Annotated in this window: 18 protein-coding genes; 11 read left to right on the top strand and 7 right to left on the bottom strand. The window is 36.3% G+C overall.

Annotation, left to right across the window (positions count from 1 at the left end; genetic code table 11):
• Nucleotides 1-378: 378 nt before the first annotated feature.
• Nucleotides 379-1,257, bottom strand: a complete 879-nt coding sequence (locus PZ898_RS16290; RefSeq protein ID WP_062673244.1) for an AraC family transcriptional regulator — start codon at nt 1,255-1,257, stop codon at nt 379-381.
• Nucleotides 1,258-1,458: 201 nt separating this feature from the next.
• On the opposite strand from PZ898_RS16290, the gene PZ898_RS16285 reads away from it, so the two are divergent.
• The 7 genes from PZ898_RS16285 (at nt 1,459) to PZ898_RS16255 (ending at nt 7,881) form a co-directional block, all read left to right on the top strand.
• The gene (locus tag PZ898_RS16285) at nt 1,459-2,325 is read left to right on the top strand and encodes an AraC family transcriptional regulator (protein ID WP_277693769.1); all 867 of its coding nucleotides are present in this window, start codon (nt 1,459-1,461) and stop codon (nt 2,323-2,325) included.
• A gap of 89 nt (nt 2,326-2,414) precedes the next feature.
• A complete protein-coding gene (locus tag PZ898_RS16280) occupies nt 2,415-2,834 on the top strand; it encodes an OsmC family protein (protein ID WP_002982623.1) in 420 nt (139 codons plus the stop codon).
• A 178-nt stretch (nt 2,835-3,012) separates the two neighbouring features.
• A complete protein-coding gene (locus tag PZ898_RS16275; protein ID WP_120232470.1) occupies nt 3,013-3,618 on the top strand; it encodes a TetR/AcrR family transcriptional regulator in 606 nt (201 codons plus the stop codon).
• Between the two features lie 10 nt (nt 3,619-3,628).
• A complete protein-coding gene (locus PZ898_RS16270) occupies nt 3,629-4,897 on the top strand; it encodes an acetyl-CoA C-acetyltransferase (RefSeq protein WP_216443495.1) in 1,269 nt (422 codons plus the stop codon).
• Between the two features lie 10 nt (nt 4,898-4,907).
• A complete protein-coding gene (locus PZ898_RS16265) occupies nt 4,908-5,333 on the top strand; it encodes a PaaI family thioesterase (protein WP_277693768.1) in 426 nt (141 codons plus the stop codon).
• 2 nt (nt 5,334-5,335) lie between these two features.
• Nucleotides 5,336-6,577, top strand: a complete 1,242-nt coding sequence (gene fabF, locus PZ898_RS16260; RefSeq protein ID WP_062673235.1) for a beta-ketoacyl-ACP synthase II — start codon at nt 5,336-5,338, stop codon at nt 6,575-6,577.
• Between the two features lie 179 nt (nt 6,578-6,756).
• Entirely contained in the window at nt 6,757-7,881 is a 1,125-nt protein-coding gene (locus tag PZ898_RS16255) for a TlpA disulfide reductase family protein (protein ID WP_277693767.1), read from the top strand.
• Between the two features lie 83 nt (nt 7,882-7,964).
• On the opposite strand, the gene PZ898_RS16250 is transcribed toward PZ898_RS16255, so the two are convergent.
• Genes PZ898_RS16250 through PZ898_RS16240 form a run of 3 tightly spaced genes read right to left on the bottom strand, consistent with a single transcriptional unit; the run spans nt 7,965 to nt 10,225 of the window.
• Nucleotides 7,965-8,444, bottom strand: a complete 480-nt coding sequence (locus PZ898_RS16250; protein WP_228412054.1) for a hypothetical protein — start codon at nt 8,442-8,444, stop codon at nt 7,965-7,967.
• A 21-nt stretch (nt 8,445-8,465) separates the two neighbouring features.
• The gene (locus PZ898_RS16245) at nt 8,466-8,885 is read right to left on the bottom strand and encodes a Dabb family protein (protein WP_065119613.1); all 420 of its coding nucleotides are present in this window, start codon (nt 8,883-8,885) and stop codon (nt 8,466-8,468) included.
• A gap of 11 nt (nt 8,886-8,896) precedes the next feature.
• A complete protein-coding gene (locus PZ898_RS16240) occupies nt 8,897-10,225 on the bottom strand; it encodes a porin (RefSeq protein ID WP_277693766.1) in 1,329 nt (442 codons plus the stop codon).
• A gap of 237 nt (nt 10,226-10,462) precedes the next feature.
• On the opposite strand from PZ898_RS16240, the gene PZ898_RS16235 reads away from it, so the two are divergent.
• Both PZ898_RS16235 and PZ898_RS16230 read left to right on the top strand, forming a co-directional pair.
• Nucleotides 10,463-11,149 carry a response regulator transcription factor gene (locus PZ898_RS16235; protein ID WP_062673226.1) on the top strand — a complete coding sequence of 229 codons (687 nt, stop codon included), beginning with the start codon at nt 10,463-10,465 and terminating at the stop codon, nt 11,147-11,149.
• Entirely contained in the window at nt 11,146-12,519 is a 1,374-nt protein-coding gene (locus PZ898_RS16230; RefSeq protein ID WP_277693765.1) for a HAMP domain-containing sensor histidine kinase, read from the top strand. Before PZ898_RS16235 ends, PZ898_RS16230 begins: the two co-directional genes overlap by 4 nt.
• A 31-nt stretch (nt 12,520-12,550) precedes the next feature.
• On the opposite strand, the gene PZ898_RS16225 is transcribed toward PZ898_RS16230, so the two are convergent.
• Both PZ898_RS16225 and msrB read right to left on the bottom strand, forming a co-directional pair.
• Nucleotides 12,551-13,306, bottom strand: coding sequence for a murein L,D-transpeptidase catalytic domain family protein (locus PZ898_RS16225; protein ID WP_120232464.1), 756 nt, complete (start codon nt 13,304-13,306; stop codon nt 12,551-12,553).
• Nucleotides 13,307-13,433: 127 nt separating this feature from the next.
• Nucleotides 13,434-13,880 carry a peptide-methionine (R)-S-oxide reductase MsrB gene (gene msrB / locus PZ898_RS16220; protein ID WP_238349664.1) on the bottom strand — a complete coding sequence of 149 codons (447 nt, stop codon included), beginning with the start codon at nt 13,878-13,880 and terminating at the stop codon, nt 13,434-13,436.
• Nucleotides 13,881-14,022: 142 nt separating this feature from the next.
• Between msrB and PZ898_RS16215 the strand changes: the two genes are divergently transcribed.
• Complete coding sequence (locus tag PZ898_RS16215; RefSeq protein WP_277693764.1) at nt 14,023-15,267, top strand: DUF445 domain-containing protein; 1,245 nt, start codon at nt 14,023-14,025, stop codon at nt 15,265-15,267.
• A 29-nt stretch (nt 15,268-15,296) separates the two neighbouring features.
• Nucleotides 15,297-16,187: a hypothetical protein gene (locus PZ898_RS16210; protein ID WP_277693763.1), complete on the top strand. Its 891-nt coding sequence runs from the start codon at nt 15,297-15,299 to the stop codon at nt 16,185-16,187.
• A 30-nt stretch (nt 16,188-16,217) separates the two neighbouring features.
• Here the strand turns inward: PZ898_RS16210 and PZ898_RS16205 are convergent, their stop codons facing one another.
• Nucleotides 16,218-17,255 carry a quinone-dependent dihydroorotate dehydrogenase gene (locus PZ898_RS16205; RefSeq protein ID WP_123278614.1) on the bottom strand — a complete coding sequence of 346 codons (1,038 nt, stop codon included), beginning with the start codon at nt 17,253-17,255 and terminating at the stop codon, nt 16,218-16,220.
• Between the last annotated feature and the right edge of the window lie 21 nt (nt 17,256-17,276).

Below are 17,276 nucleotides of genomic sequence, written 5' to 3'. Positions count from 1 at the left end.
ATTCGTTAGATTTAATTGAGAATCAGTGACATTACTTTATTTTTTAATACAAAAAAAATTATTGTTTTTTCAACAAAATTTTGCCGTTTAAGTATTAAATAATTTAAAGTTTTGTTAAGATTTAATTCACATTCACAAATCTAAATTTTGTTGCCAGTCTGATATAATACTATTTTATCATAAAACGATATTATTTTTTCAGCAATCAAAATCAAAAGCCATTAACACTCTAAATATCAACAAAATACAACACTTCCCGAACAATTAAAAAAAGGGGATTTATTCTGATATTTGGACAAAATATAAGTAGATTTCTGGACGGAATTACAGGATGTCAGATAAGATATAAAACAGAAAGCTGTACATTTTTAATACATATTATTCAATCTTTTTAACTCCTTTAAATTGTTCTTTAAATTCGGTTGGAGTTGTCTTTTTGATGGATTTAAATACCTTATTGAAGTTCGCAATATTATTAAAACCTGCCTCAAAAGCAATTTCAAAAACAGTAAGATTTTTTTCCATCAACCAGCGCGCAGCATAACTTATTCTAATTTCATTAAGATAATTAACAAAAGTTTTCCCTGTTCTTTTTTTGATAAATCTGTTAAACGTCACATTGCTCATATTCACCAATGATGCTACATTATCCAGCGTTATTTTGTTCTCAAAATTTTTATGAACAAAATCATGAACAATCTTCATTTTATCATTATCTGCAAAAGACTCAAGCTCAATACTATATGAGGATAAAAGTGTTTTATTATCTGCAACGGCAAGTTCATTCAGAATTTTCATAATTTCTATAAAAGATTCAAAGCTGTTCATCTTTGAAAGATTGAGAAACGAATCTTTTAGTTTCTCAGCCGTTTCTGTAGAAAAAAGAATTCCTCTGATGGAGTCTTTCATCAGATTATTGATAGGTTTCAGGATATTTTTCTCCATCAGTGACTGTTGAAAGAAATCCTGATTAAATTGTATGGTGATTTCGTGGGTTTTTCTGTTCTTACATCTGTAATTTGCCCAACAGTGTGGTAAATTGGGTCCTACCAGTACCAACTCTATATTTCCGATCTCTCCGGTATGGTCTCCGATCATTCTTCGGTAGCCTTTCCCTTTATAAATAAAGTTGATTTCAATTTCCGGATGATAGTGATATGGAAAGTCAAATGAGGCTTTAATCCTGTCAAACACGAGAAAACTATCCTCAGGAGATAGTGGAGTTATTTCTCTCAGAATATTTTCTAATTCGCTCATACAGGCAGTTATGAAAAAAGGTTAATACTTTTAGGTTACAATACAAATCTTTGTAAAAATGATAAAATAATATCAATGTAAAAACATATTTTGAATTTATTTTATTTCAATTTTTTATATCCAACATAAGAAATCATAGGTTAAGTAATTTAATACAGTTCAAATCATGCTTTTTTTTTATCTTTAAACTAAAGTTAAAGTATGCCGCAACAGCTTATTTTTGAAGATCACTATAAAAGACTCGGACTGGAAGTATTTTCAGAAGAAAATCTGGAGAATTTCAACGGAAGTCGATTCTCTTCAGATATTAAAGTATTTTTTATTCCTTCAGGATATGAACTTACAGTAGATTTTAATCATTATAAAACAAAGAAACCTTCACTTTTCTTCCTCACCAACCAACATTTGAGTATCCAAAAAGGCAAAGATGAATCTATTCTTCTTTTCTACAACCGGGATTTCTACTGTATCCAGATCCATGATAAGGAAGTGGCTTGTGACGGCCTTCTCTTTCATAATGTATTTGAAATTCCTTTTGTAGAACTTGATGATTCAGAAACTTCTCTTATAAAAAGTTTGTTTCAAAATATTCAGGATGAACTTGAATGGAAGGATTCTTCGGCAGAGGAAATGATCAGAACCTATGTAAAACAGATCATCATTAGGGCTACCCGCAAGTGGAAGAAACAAAATCTGGATAATGATACGCTCAAAATACCAGGCAGTGAGCTTGATATTTTCAGAGATTTCAGCAGGCATCTGGAAATTCATTTCAGAGAAAAACATAATGTTGCTGATTATGCAGAGCTTCTTCACATCGCTCCGAAAACTTTAACTCATAAATTTAAAAACTTAAAGCTGGAGTCTCCCAACCAGTTTATTATTAACAGAATTTTATTAGAAGCAAAAAGGTTACTTTTTTATACGGATAAACCTGTCAAAGAAATTGCTTATGATCTGGGTTATGAAGATCCCGCCTATTTCAACCGCCTTTTCACGAATAAAACAGGAAGCACACCGGTAAATTTTAAAAAAAATTACATCACGGGAAAAAAGTACAATAGTTAAGTCATTTTATCTATTGAATACTCCCCGCCATAGATATACCTTTGTAACATCAAAATCAAACAACATTACTAAATACAAAAACAAACATTATGAGACGTAACGCAACAGCCGTTTGGAACGGTACCATTAAAGAAGGAAAAGGACATTTAACAACTCAGAGTACAACTTTAAACCAGACTCAATATTCTTTCAACAGCCGTTTTGCGGATGGTGTAGGTACCAACCCTGAAGAATTGCTGGCAGCAGCCCACGCAGGATGTTTCACCATGAAACTGGATGCAGAATTATCTCAGGCAGGCTATAATCCTGAAGAATTAAAGACGACTTCTGTAATTACCCTTGATCCCAATATTGGTAAGATTACAAAATCTGAACTGACTCTTACTGCTAAAGTTCCGGGAATCTCAGAAGAAGAATTCCAGAAATTTGCTAAGATTGCTGAAGAAGGATGCCCTGTAAGTGCAGCATTCAACTTTGAAATCACATTGAATGCTACGTTGGAAAACTAATTTAAGTAATCATTCAATATCAATAGAAACGGGCTTTTAGTCCGTTTTTTAATTTAAAAAGAATCCATTAGCCTCAGCCAAAACTTAAAAGTTAGAATATTACCTGATTAAACTTTTTTAAATAAAATATACCGAGTGGTATATTTTTGTATATTTGCATCATATTTAAACATTTATAATGTCGAAGGCAGAAAAAACGAAACAGCATATTATCGAGAAAACAGCAAACCTTTTTAATACCAAGGGTTATATTTCCACATCGCTGTCTGACATTACTCAGGCAACCGGACTGACGAAAGGCAGCATCTATGGAAATTTTGAAAACAAGGATGAAGTAGCCATTGAGGTTTATAAATACAATGCGGGATTACTGGGCAAAACACTTAGCCGCTCTTTTGGTAATGAGTATCCAACTTCATTGGATAAACTGCATGCTTTTGTAGATTTTTACCGGAAAAACTGGAAGTTTGTCTTTGCCAACGGCGGCTGTCCGTTAATGAATGCTGCAACCGAAGCTGACGATTCTTTTCCTGCCTTAAAAGCACAGGTGAAAAGGTCTTTTGAACAATGGATGACAAAAATATCAAATGCCATTGCTGAAGGACAAAGTAAAGGGGAAATTAATAAAAAAGTGAATGCTGAGCAATATGCGTCCTTATTCATCATGCTTATTGAAGGTGGAATTCTACTTTCAAAAACAATGGGTGACCAAAGTTTTCTCAACCACGCTTTAGATAAAGTCAGTCATATGATTGATCATGAACTCAATATTCTTCCATCATAAATAATACCATATGGAAACAAAAAAAGTGGCTATTGTAGGATACAACAGAATTCCTTTTGCCAGAATGAATACCGCTTATTCAGAGCAGGGCAATCAGGATCTTCTTCTTGCTTCTCTCAACGGATTAATAGATCGTTATCATTTAAAAGGAAAACGACTCGGAGAAGTTGCGGGTGGTGCAGTCATTAAACATATTTCTGAGAGCAACCTCATCAGAGAAACAGTGATGAATACCACTCTTGACCCTGCAACACCTGCATGTGATCTACAGCAGGCATGTGATACAGGAATTGAAGCTGCTATTTATATCGGAAATAAAATTGCTCTGGGTCAGATAGACTGTGGTATTGCATGCGGTGTGGAAGCCATGAGCAACATTCCATTTGAGTCTTCACCAAGGTTAAGAAAAGCCCTGTTAAAAGCCAATAAAGAGAAATCAGCGTTTGGAAAAATAAAACAACTGCTAAGCCCGAAGCTCAAAGACTGGATGCCCATTCCTTATAAAGGGCAGGAACCCAAAACAGGTCTTGTCATGGGTGAACACACAGAAATTACCGCCAAATATTACAAGATTTCCAGAGAAGAACAGGATGAACTAGCCTTAAAAAGCCACCAGAATATGGCAAAAGCTTATGATGAAGGGTTTTTTGATGATATGATTACTCCTGCTTTTGGTTTAGAGAAAGATAATAACTTAAGACGCGATAGCAGTATTGAAAAGCTCTCACAACTGAAACCCGCTTTTGATAAACAGAACGGAACTTTAACGGCAGGAAATTCAACGCCATTTACGGATGGTGCTTCCGCAGTTTTGCTGGCCAGTGAAGAATGGGCAAAAGCTAATAACCTTCCTGTCTTAGCTTATATCACTTTTTCAGAACTGGCAGGAATAGAATATGTTGAAAATAAACAGGATTTACTTCTTGCTCCTGTTTTTGCAGCAGAGAGAATGCTTAAAAAAGCAGGCATGAATTTATCTGATTTTGATTATTATGAAATTCACGAAGCATTTGCGGCGCAGGTTTTAGCCACAATAAAAATCTGGGAAAATGATGAGCTGGCCAAAAAATTCGGATTGGAAAAAGCTCTTGGGAAAATAGACAGAAGTAAACTGAATATAAAAGGAGGAAGTCTCGCCGCCGCCCACCCTTTTGCAGCAACGGGAGGAAGAATTATCGCAACACTGGCAAAACTTCTCCATGAAAAAGGCAGTGGAAAAGGATTTATATCCATTTGCGCAGCACGTGGACAGGGAGTAACGATGATCTTAGAAAAATAAAAACGCACGTATGGATAGATTAGCACAATTAAAACAATTCATCGGAAAAGAATTTGACCAGTCACCTTCTCCTTTTATGAAATGGCTCAATCCTGTTGTTCTTTCTGCAGAAGAAGGTCAGCTGGAATTTCAATATACCATAAGACCGGAATGGCTGAATCCTATCGGAAACCTCCACGGTGGAGTTACCGCTGCCATTATATACGATATCATTGGCGCTACTATGTTTTCTTTAAATGAAAATTCTTTCATTACCACGATAAATAATGTCATCGATTATTTTTCAACTGCAAAAGAAAATGATAATATTGTAGCCGAAACTAAAATCATTAAAAGAGGTAAACAATTCGTAAATGCACAATGCGAGATATGGAACGCAGACAAAACACGATTGATCGCAAGAGGAACCTCTAATTTATTCAAAATCAATAACTAAGTATGAAGAGAGTTGTCATTACAGGTCTGGGCGCAGTGACGCCTTTGGGAAATAATGTCGAAGAATTTTGGCAAAACAGTATTAAAGGAGTCAGCGGAGCAGGACTCATTACCCATTTCGATACGGAAAAGTTTAAAGTTCATTTTGCCTGTGAGGTAAAAGACTTTGATCCTAAAGTATATCTGAATCATAACGAAATCAAGAGAAGTGATTTGTTTACACAATATGCCATGTATGCCTCATCAGAAGCCATTCAGGATTCCGGCCTGGAACTTGAAAAGATGGATCCTTTTGATACAGGAGTGATCTGGGGAACAGGACAGGGCGGAATGTGGACTTTTGAAAAAGAAGTAATGGATTTCGCTGCTGGAGATGGAACACCACGTTTCAATCCGTTCTTTGTACCGAAGTTTATTGCCAATATGGCTTCAGGAATGATTTCTATGAAATATGGGCTTCAGGGAATCAATTATACTACAGTTTCTGCCTGTGCTACGGGAAATACAGCATTGATGGATGCTTTCAATTATATCCGTCTCGGGAAAGCAAAAGTAATTGTCAGTGGAGGTTCCGAAGCTGCTATCACTCCGGCATCCATCGGAGGATTCTCTATTATGAAAGCCATGTCTACAAGGAATGATGACTTTGCTAGCGCGAGCCGTCCTTATGATGCAGACAGAGATGGTTTTGTAATGGGTGAAGGTGCAGGAGCACTGGTGCTTGAAGAATACGAACATGCTGTCGCCAGAGGAGCAAAAATTTATGCAGAATTAGCCGGAGCCGCCATGACGGCAGATGCTTATCATATGACAGCACCCCATCCGGAAGGAGCAGGAGCCATCAAAGCAATGCAACTGGCCGTGAAAGAAGCAGGAGCTAACATGGAAGACATTGATTATATTAACCCTCATGCTACTTCCACTCCATTAGGAGATATGGTTGAATTAACAGCCATCAATAAAGCATTTAAGGGAAGTAAAAACCTTGATATCAGTGCCACAAAGTCCATGACCGGGCATTTGCTGGGTGCTGCCGGAGCGGTAGAAGCCATTCTTTCAATCAAGGCTATTCAGAATGGAATTATTCCTCCAACAATCAATCTTCACAGTATTGATGAGAATATTCCTCAGGATATCAATATTGTTTTCGGAGAAGCAAAAGAAAAAAACATCAATTTTGCGCTGAGTAATGCCTTTGGATTCGGAGGACATAATGCAACTGTTGTTTTTAAGAAATTCTCTTAATTATCATAAACTTACGACAGATTTTCATATCTGAAATTGAATTATACATTCTTCCTTAGTCAGAAGAATAAAATTCTGAAAATATTTAACGGAAATAATTACAATCCTTGTGTTTTTAAAGCGCAGGGATTTTTTATATATAAAAGTTTTTGTAAGTTCGTTCCGTCACAAAATATTTTATGAAGAAACTTTTCTATGCATTATTAATTCTTATTTCGAATTTTCTTTATTGTCAGAATAATTTTGAAATTGATCTCAGTTCAGATTCATACATTAATGATAGCCTTATGTTAGGAGCTCCAGCCACCAGAAACGGGTTCGGAGAGCTTTATACATTCAAAATACAAACCAACAACAACATTTCTGATTTTGGAAAAAAGATCAGGATGAAACATTCTATTTATTATTTTAAGATTCAAAAGAAAAATATTGCCAGTGGTTTTACAGAATATCCTCAACCAGTAGCGTTTGGTTATATGGGAAAGAACGGTAAAGCGGGTTATAGTACAAAAGTATTTTTCTTAGAAGGAGGAAAATATAAAATTGATTTACCCAAAGACTTTAATAATGTAGAACTTAATATAGACTCCCCTACCAACAGAGAATATAAGATTTTACAAAAATCATTGGAACCGTTTTATATAAAATCAAAAAATCCCTATCAAGGTGATAGCTTGATCAATATAGATAAAAAACAGGAATTTTTAGGAGAATACATCAGGAAAAATCCCAATTCGTATGTTGCATTATGGGAAATTGTGAATGATTATACTCTTAACGATTACCATCCTGCTTATTTGAAAAACTTACATTTATTTTCCGCAAAATTTAAACAAAACGCATTATACAAAGGTGTTGAAGCTCGTTTAAACGCAGAACAATCTACATCCATTGGACAAAAAATACCTGACATTTATTTTGAAAACGGGAATAAACTGACTTCGGAAGATTTTAAGAAATATAAATTAACCTTTATTGATTATTGGTCAACGACTTGCGCCCCTTGCATAAAAAGTATGCCTGAAATTGTGAATCTGTATCATGAATATAAAGGTCAAAATGTAAACTTCATTACAATTACAGACGAGCAAAAACCCAATAGAATGGAGGTTGCCAGGAATATTTTAAAGAAAAATAATGCGGATTGGATAAACTTTTTTGATGTAAACAAAGACTTCCAAAAAAAAGTGAATGCTACAAGCTATCCTCTTCATTTCATCATCGATGAAAACGGAAAAATAATTGCCCGAATCAGCAATAGCATTGAGGAAGCCAGAGCTGTTATTAAAGAATTTCTACAATAATTCTTCAAAAGAAAAAAGCAGTCAAAACTGACTGCTTCAAACATAACGAATTATATACCCCTTATAAAGAGATTGACTTGTAACTATTGAGCATCCGGAATAAAAAAATCATCGGCATTTTCAGCAATCGGAATATAGAGTCTCTCCCATTCTTTGCTTTTCACCATATCCCAGCTGTGGCCGGTTCCTTTAAGGTCTTCTGCAAGAAGAACTACTCCCGGTTTAATCATAAAAGTGGAGCCATCCGTTACTTTAAATCTTATATTGCCCTTGATGGTAATCACATATTGTCTTCTGGGAGCCGGATGAGCATTTTTTTCCCACTCCTCCGTTTTATTGCTCATCCAGAATGTTGTGGTATTCATGTGTTTAAGAGTGGGGATTTTCCCTTTCTCAAAAGTACATGATCCGTCAGGATTGTTGATTAATCTTATAGCAGGAATAAACTCAGTGGAGGTCTCCGAAGTGACACTTACATTTTTATGGTTTTTGTGTTGTGCATTCATAAATCCTACAGTACTTACTACTAAAACAAGGCTTAAGCCCTTAATGATATTTTTCATTATAAATTTAATTTTTTATTTTTAATTATAAACAGTATCATAAACCAGCATTCTTTCAAAGAATGGTTTATATTTCTGAACCAAAGCAAGATGCTCAGGAAGTTTTCCATAAGCTTCAAGTTCTTCCAGGCTATCGAACTCCATAGAAGCATTATAAGTAAATGTGCTGTCTAAAACACTTCTCGGGCTGGAAGCTGCCGGTTTTCCGTAACGGAGATTCTTCTGATAAGGAAGCTTTTTAAGGCCTTCAAAAAAATTTTCAAATTCTTTTACCTCAGGCCCGGAAAGGTCTTTTCTAAGCCAGAACAACAAATAATGGAAGTACACTTTTTTCTTTTTTTTAGGATTAAACATGGGTAAAGCAGACGCAAACATATTTCCTGAGATCAGCAGCAAAGCAGAAGCCTGGACTGAGCGGAATAAAAATTTTCTTCTTTCCATTGTTATTTATTTTAATTAAAATCTATTCTGTATTTAAGGACAAACTGCCATTTCCGGTCTGAAACTACGGCATTGTTTGAAGGGTCATTGGTATAAACAGGTCTGTTCTGAGCGTCAAAGGTTAAACGGGAAGACATTCCGTTCATCAGCAGAGATATTCCTGCATCATAGATCACAGCATTATCATGAAGTCCTTTCAGATCTGACAGCTGCATTCCTACGGCAGGCTGAAGCTGAAGACTTTTCTTTTCTTTATCCAGATAAGGCAGAGTTCCTCCCAGTTGTACATAATATGTATTTCCGGTTCCGATTACAGGCATTGCATTTCCTGCTCCATTCAGACTCGCTTGTGTAACATCTACAGAAGTTGCAGGATTATTGGTACCAACATACCGGATATAATTGGGTCCGTAGTCGTTATGCATCGCCATCCCATAAGCGCTTATTGACGTCCCTTTTTCTTTATTCAGTGGTGCATCATAAAATAAATCTACTGCAAAGCTTTTCATATCATCATTCACTGTATTTTTACCGGAATCCAGATGCCATAATGCATTGTGAATATAATCAAACCCAGCTCCCAGACTCAGTACATTCTTCTTCCCTACATAAGTTCCTGCATTAAAGGGAGTGGAAATATTTTCCTTGTCCAAAAAAGCATATCTGAAATATCCTGAGAAGTCTTTTCCAGGGGAGTTTTTACTAAAGGAAGCTACATTCAGTTTCGGATCAGAAGTTGCCATGGTATAAGGATCAGCCACTACCAGACGGTAATCAAATCTTCCGAGCTGTCCTTTAATATAGGCACTCAATTCCCTTACGGTATAATCTGTTGTTCCCGCATTGGAGGTTGCGTAAGCTGGAAGGTCGTATAACAGCGTATTCAAAGGTCCTGTAGTAAATCTTGAGAGGCCGCGCCATGTAGAACGTCCTGCACCAAAAGCAATTTTATCATTAAAAGTATATTCAGCGTAGGCATCCAGAAGGTCAAAATAATTACTTCCTTTTGCATTGACATTCACGTTGGTAGTTCCACCCTGCAATACAAACATCAGCTTTTCTGTTGGCTTATAAGTCATTTTTACACGAACCCTTCTAAGCGAAAGGTCAGACAGGTCTGATTTTGCTTCGTTATTGACAAGGCTTCCAGGGTTAAGCTGGGTATATCTGGCCCACAATTCTGCATATCCGCTAAAGGAAATATATCTTGAGTGATCTTCATTGAAATAATGAGTCAATCCGGGATTATTAAAATCATTTTTTTTCTGGGCTTCTAATTTCCCCATAAGTCCTAATAAGGAAAACAACGCAATTGCTGTTTTGAAAGAGGTAGTCTTCATATTTTTCTATTCTTATCTTTTGTTGATTTCAACGGGACAAAATTAGATTGCTAAAAGCCCGACAGGTATTAGAAATCTATTAGAAACCTTATAGAAAACTATTAAAAGGGGGAATGTTTTCTGATAAAAGAAAAATATAAAATACCTTTGCACAGTGCTTTGGGAATAAATGAAAGTCAGGCTTTTAAAATCAAAAAAACGTTTGAAAACCAACACCCCTATTCATCGTATTTCTTTATGAAAATTTTAATTGTAGAAGATAACTCACGTGTTTCAAGCCTTTTGAAAAGAGGGCTGGAAAGCCAGCAATATCAGGTTTATATTTCGGAAGATGCAGAAGATGCGATTGTCCTGCTGAATAAAATAACATTTGATCTGGCCATTACGGATATTATGCTCCCGAAAATGAGTGGTATTGATCTGTCCAAACTGATCAAACAGCAATATCCTGACCTTCCCATCATCATGCTTACCGCTCTTGGAACGATTGATGAAAAAATTGAAGGATTTGACGCCGGAGCAGATGACTATATGGTGAAACCTTTTGAGATTAGGGAGCTCTATGTGAGAATCAAAGCTATTCTGCAGAGGAGATCAAATAAAAATAAAGAAGCTTATCTGACCGAACTCGAATATCATGACCTGAAGATCGATAAGAAATTCAACAGAGTTTTCAGAAACGGAGCGGAAATAGAACTCACTCCCAAAGAATTTAAACTCCTGGTATTTCTGGTAAGCAATGCCGAAAGAATTCTTACCCGTGAAGAAATTGCCGAAAATGTGTGGGGGAATCATTTCGACACCGGAACCAATTATATTGATGTCTATATTGCTTATTTACGGAAAAAGATTGATAAAAATTTTGATCATAAACTGATTCACACCAAACCCGGAGTAGGATTTATTTTTGCTTCACAATTATGAAAATAGCAACCCGAACAGCACTCATTTATTCCATCCTTACGGCAGGCATCTTATTTTTGTTTGCTTACGTTCTTTATTTTGTTTCTGAAAAAAACAGAGAAGATGAATTCAATGACCGGCTGGGATACAAAGTGATCTGGCGTTCAGAATTTATATTTGATGCCAGAATCAGTGATGAAAAAATCCGTGAACTCCACCAGCGTAACCAAAAACTTCTGAATGAAGCAGACATCAGCGTTTATAACAGCAAAAAAGAACTTACCTTCACAGATCTTCCTCCTCTCAAAAGCAATGAAAAATATCTGGATAAAATGATCAGATCCGATAAAAACAGAATATTCTGGCAGCGGGGTGATCGTCAGTATATTGCCATTCAGCTCTCCTCCAACGGAGAAAAATATTATATTATTGGAAGTGCGATAGACGTCACGGGAAAGGCCCATATTTCTGAGTTTAAAAAAGATATCATCATCATCTACATCAGTTCGATTGTTATCATTTTTATTATAGGATTTCTTTTTTCCTATTATACGCTTAAGCCTTTAAAGGATATCATTCTCCAGATCCGTGATATTTCAGAGCACAACCTTAATAAACGGCTGGATATTCCCAAGGCAAAAGATGAGATTTATGAACTCACGGAAACTTTTAATTCTACCTTCAACAGGCTTGAAAAATCCTTCAACAATCATAAGCAATTCGTGACCACTATTTCCCATGAGTTCCGGACACCTCTTTCTACCTTAATTGCTGAGCTTGAGCTTGCCAAGGAACTTAACGTGACCCTGGATGACTATAAGCTTTCTATTGACAATGCCCTGCAGGATGCCAATGATGCTTCGGAACTATCTTCTGCTCTTTTGGATTTTGCCAGAGCCAGCTATGATGTATCACAAATCAGTTTTACCAATCTACGTCTGGATGAGATTTTAGCAGAAGCTAAGCTTGCATTGCTGCAGAAAAATGCCGGCTTCAAAATCGGGATCAATTATATGAGCAATGCCTCAGATGATGATGAAAACAATTATGATTTTTATGGTAATCCTTACCTGCTGCAGGTTGCTTTTTCGAACTTAATAGAGAATGCCTGTAAATATTCGGCAGACAAAAGCTGTCATATTGAGATAGAAACCCAACAGGAACATATCAAAATCCATTTTATTGATCATGGGATCGGTATTTCAGAAAAGGATCTTTCAAAAATTTTTGATCTTTTTTACCGCGGTTCCAATAAGAGTTTCGAAAAAGGAAACGGAATCGGTCTTTCCATTGTAAAAAGAATTGTAGAAATACACGAAGGAAAATTGACTATCAATTCTGAAGTATCCAAAGGAAGTGTATTTACTGTGGAATTTCCTTCCAAAAATTAAAAAGCAGTCAAAAATGACTGCTTTTTTAATCTTACGCTTTCAACCATTCTGAGGAAGAAAGATAATTCTGATCAGGATAATAGATGAACAGACAGTTTTTTCCTTTAATCGTGTTGATTATAGACTGCGTCAGTTCTCTTGGGACGGCAGGGCATCCCCAGCTTCTTCCGATTCTTTTGTGCATCGCAGCAAATGCATCACTCACATAATCCGCACCATGCATTACAATTGCTCTTCTGTATGCAGCATCATTAAAGCCCTTATCCATTCCCAATAATTTCAGAGAGTATCCGTTATCACCCTGATAGGTTGCATCCGTGATATAAAATCCAAGACTACTCTGCAGCGAACTTTCCTTGTTAGAAAAATTCGTCGCAAATTCTTCGCCGGTATTTTTTCCGTGTGCTACCAATGAGTTGAACAGAACTTTTTTGTCTTCGAGGTCAATAATCCAAAGTCTTTTTGTGTTAGAAGACATAGAAAAATCGCAGATAGTTAATAAATGCGAATCCTGGGTAAGCAATCCTGCTTTTTTTAAATTTTCATAGCCCGTCAATGCTTTTGAGAACACTTCATAATTCAGTTCATGCCCCGGCTCAAATGCAATAGATTGGTACAGTGCTTCTGATGAAGACACTGCTGCAGTGTTCTTCTCAGATTTCGTTTCAGCTACTTTTTCAGTTTTCGTTGTTTTCACATTCTCACTTTTCACCACCACTTTTGGGGAAATGTAGAATGAAGTCGTCACCATGTAAACAAGGCCTAATACGCTATAAAATCCTTTCATTCAATACTATATAAATCCAAATTAGTGAGGCAAAATTATAAAAACATAATTACCAAGGGGTTATAACTCTACAAAGTTTAACGCTATTTAAGAAACTTTAACGTCCTGATTTTGTGAATTAAAGTGGTTATTTTTGAGAATCCGGAACAAATTCCAGACTTATAGAATTCATACAATATCTTAATCCTGTAGGCTTCGGACCGTCATCAAAAACATGTCCCAGATGGGAATCACATCTTTTACAAAGTACCTCTACTCTATCCATACCGTACGACTGATCTCTTACATAATAGACTCCTTCTTTATCAGCTTCAAAGAAACTCGGCCAGCCACAGCTGCTGGAAAATTTTGATGTCGAACGGAACAGATGATTTCCACATACCGCACAATAATATTCTCCTACCTCATCAAATTCGTTATATTTTCCTGTAAAAGCTCTTTCTGTTGCCGCTTCTCTGGCTATTGCGTATAGATCCGGAGCAAGGATTTTTTTCCATTCTTCATTGGAAACATTGAGTTTTGAAGTATCTGTTCTGGAGTAATATGGATTGCTTTTTGCTTGTGTATTTTCCATAGGAGTTTTTTTAATAGGTTCATATTTCTGCGTACATGCCTGCAGAATAATTAATAGGGTTATTGAAATTAAAAATTTCATAGTAAATTTTAATTCTTTAACCACGAATGGTTTCATAACCAAATTTAGTAAATTTGAGAATATGAATGACGAAGCAAAAAGAAAACAACTTAGAAAATATAAAGCATTTGCCACCGGATTATTTGTCCTGATGGCTGTTATTTTCATTGTTACCACTATTTTACAGAAGTCTGATAACTCTCACTGGATTGGCTATGTCCGGGCCTTTTCCGAAGCGGCAATGGTGGGTGCTCTTGCGGACTGGTTTGCGGTCACTGCATTATTCCGGCATCCTCTTGGCCTTCCCATTCCCCACACCAATCTGATTGAAAACAGTAAACAGAGATTGGGAGACAACCTTGGAAGTTTTGTGGTGGGTAACTTTCTTTCTCCTCAAAATATACGTCCTTATATCCAAAAACTTAAAGTTTCCAACTTTGTCGGTGAATGGCTGGGTAAGGAAAAGAGCCAGGAGATTTTGATTAAAAACCTGTCAGATATCGTTCTTGATATCCTCAATAAACTGGATGATTCTACGGTAAGCCAGTTTATCAGCAAAAAGGTTTCTGAAATGACCGATGATATCAAGCTTAACAAAGTGGTGGGAAACGGAATTGGCTACATATTGGAAAAAAATGACCATCAGAGAATCATCACCAATCTTTCAAAACAGATCAAAGAATACATCATTGAAAACGATGAAATGATTCAGGATCGGGTAAAAAAAGGCAGTTATTCGTTCATTCCATCTTTCGTAGATAATAAAATCGCTGATAAAATTGCCGATGGGCTTTCTGAGTTTTTCAAGGAAATAGAAGAAGATCCCCAACATGAAGTAAGAGCATTGATAACCCAAAAAATTCATGAATTCTCAGTTGACCTGAAAGAAGATCCAAAGTGGGATGAAGAGTTTAAAACCATTAAAAACGGTCTTCTAAAAAATGATAAACTGGATGAATATTCCAATGATATCTGGGTTTCCATAAAAAAAACATTGATGAAAGAACTTCAGGATGAAAACTCGGCTTTGAAAAACTATCTTACTAAAAATTTGAATGAGTTTGCCCAGAATTTAAAAACAGATGAAAATCTTCAGAACAAAATTGATCATTGGGTTCGGGTGACAGCTTATAAATATATTCTGAAAAACACTCATCAATTCGGGAATCTCATCAGTACTACCGTTGGAAACTGGCAGGGAAAAGAACTCAGTGAAAAGCTGGAACTGGAAGTGGGAAAAGATCTGCAGTTTATCAGAGTGAACGGGACGCTGGTCGGTGGGCTGGTAGGATTGATCATCTATACCATCGCACACTTCTTCATTTAAAAAAAACTAAAATCCACGACAACTCAACCATGAAAAAAATTTTCAGTGTCTTCTTTTTCTTTTTCCTCACTTTTTTTATCGGTCAAAAAGTTGAATTAAAGAAAGTAACAGATTCTTCCCAGACTTTTACCGGGGAAATCGGAGGAATACCAATTACTGTTGAACTTAGCTACACAGGCATTGTCGATTGTGATCAATACCAGCATTATGTGGATGGATGGTATTATTATGACAAATACAAAAAGAAAATCCCGCTTACCGGAATATATGACTATTATGGAAGTTTGTCGCTGTATAATTTTGGGACGAAACAAAAACAGAAATCAAAGCTTCTGAAAGAGCAGATCACCTCGCTGCAGAAAGTTGAAAAAACGGATGAGATGGCACAAAAGCTTTCGCCGCAGGAATATCTTATATTTGAAAAGATCAATACGGATAAAAATCCGGTGACGGGGTCTTTTTATTTTGGGAAAAAAGTTCTGCCTGCAAAATTATTTACGGGCAATGCTATGATCTACCGCCTCAACAATTATCTGTACTTACCGAATAATAAAAAAATCAACACCTATGATTTTATCAATAAAGCAGGCGGAAACGAGCTAATTTCCTATTCTTCAGGAGAAAACGGGAACCGGGTTTTATTGTACTTTGAGCAGACATCGAATTTTAATGCCTGTGGACAGTGCGGGGCAAGTGAAGGAGAAAAAGGCTATAGAGTACTGTACTTCACAAAAGACTGGAATTATAAAAACTATGAAGAATTCCTTACTGAGAGCTGCCGGGAGAATATATATGACGTTACCAAAACGAAATCCAAAGACAAACAAACAATTACCTATAAAATAGGCAAATCCGAAAGCACTCCGCCCCATACGCTTACAGTAAATATTAAAAACGCATCTGTTGTAAAGTCAAAATAAAAAAGAGAGTCATATCAACTCTCTTTTATTTTATCTCGGTAATCTGCTGGCTCTTTTTAGTAATTCCTGATTGATGTCGTTGATCAGTTGCGGGCCTTCATAAATAAATCCGGTGTACAACTGAACCAATACAGCTCCTGCATCCAGCTTCTCCATCGCATCTTTAGCAGAATGAATTCCTCCTACTCCAATGATTGGAAATGCCCTGTTGCTTTTATCAGAAAGGTATTTGATCATTTTTGTACTTCTTTCACGGATGGGCTTTCCACTTAATCCACCATTTCCTATCTGTTCTAAAACTTCGGGGGAGGTTTTCAGCCCTTCTCTGTTCACAGAAGTATTGGACACTACAATTCCATCGATTTTTGTTTCTGCAATCAGTTCAATAATTTCATCCAATTGATTATTATTCAAATCCGGTGCAATTTTCAGTAATATAGGTTTCTGTACAGATTTTGACTGGTTTATCTTTTTCACTTCCGTAATCAGCTCTTTCAGATAGTCTACGTCTTCCAGCTTGGCGTGGCTTCCAACATTCGGGCAGCTTACATTTAGGACAAAGTAATCTACATGAGGATGAAGACCTTCAAAACAGTCCAGATAATCCTGGGTATAATTTTCCGGGCTTGTATCTGTATTTTTCCCGATGTTTCCACCGATGATTATTTTTCCTTTGTTAGATTTCAGCTTTTCAATAGCAGCTTCAAGACCATCGTTGTTGAATCCCATTCTGTTGATGATCCCACCATCTTCAATCAGACGGAACAATCTTTTCTTAGGATTTCCGGCCTGAGCTCTTGGAGTTACCGTTCCGATTTCTACAAATCCGAAACCAAGATCTCCCAATTCGTTAAATAACACTGCATTCTTATCAAAACCCGCAGCCAGTCCTACAGGATTTTTAAATTTTAATCCGAAAACTTCTCTTTCCAGACGCTTGTCTTCAATAGGTTTTGGTAAAAACAGTTTGGTAAGAAATCCAAAATTTTTAAGCATTGAAAATGTAAAATGATGAACTTCTTCAGGATCAAATTTGAAAAGGATCGGACGAATGAGCGATTTGTACATTGAAAAAAAGTTTTACAAAAT

Source organism: Chryseobacterium sp. WX (assembly GCF_029542485.1).
Taxonomy (GTDB): Bacteria; Bacteroidota; Bacteroidia; order Flavobacteriales; family Weeksellaceae; genus Chryseobacterium; species Chryseobacterium cucumeris.
This window is presented reverse-complemented; position numbering and strand designations above follow the sequence as displayed.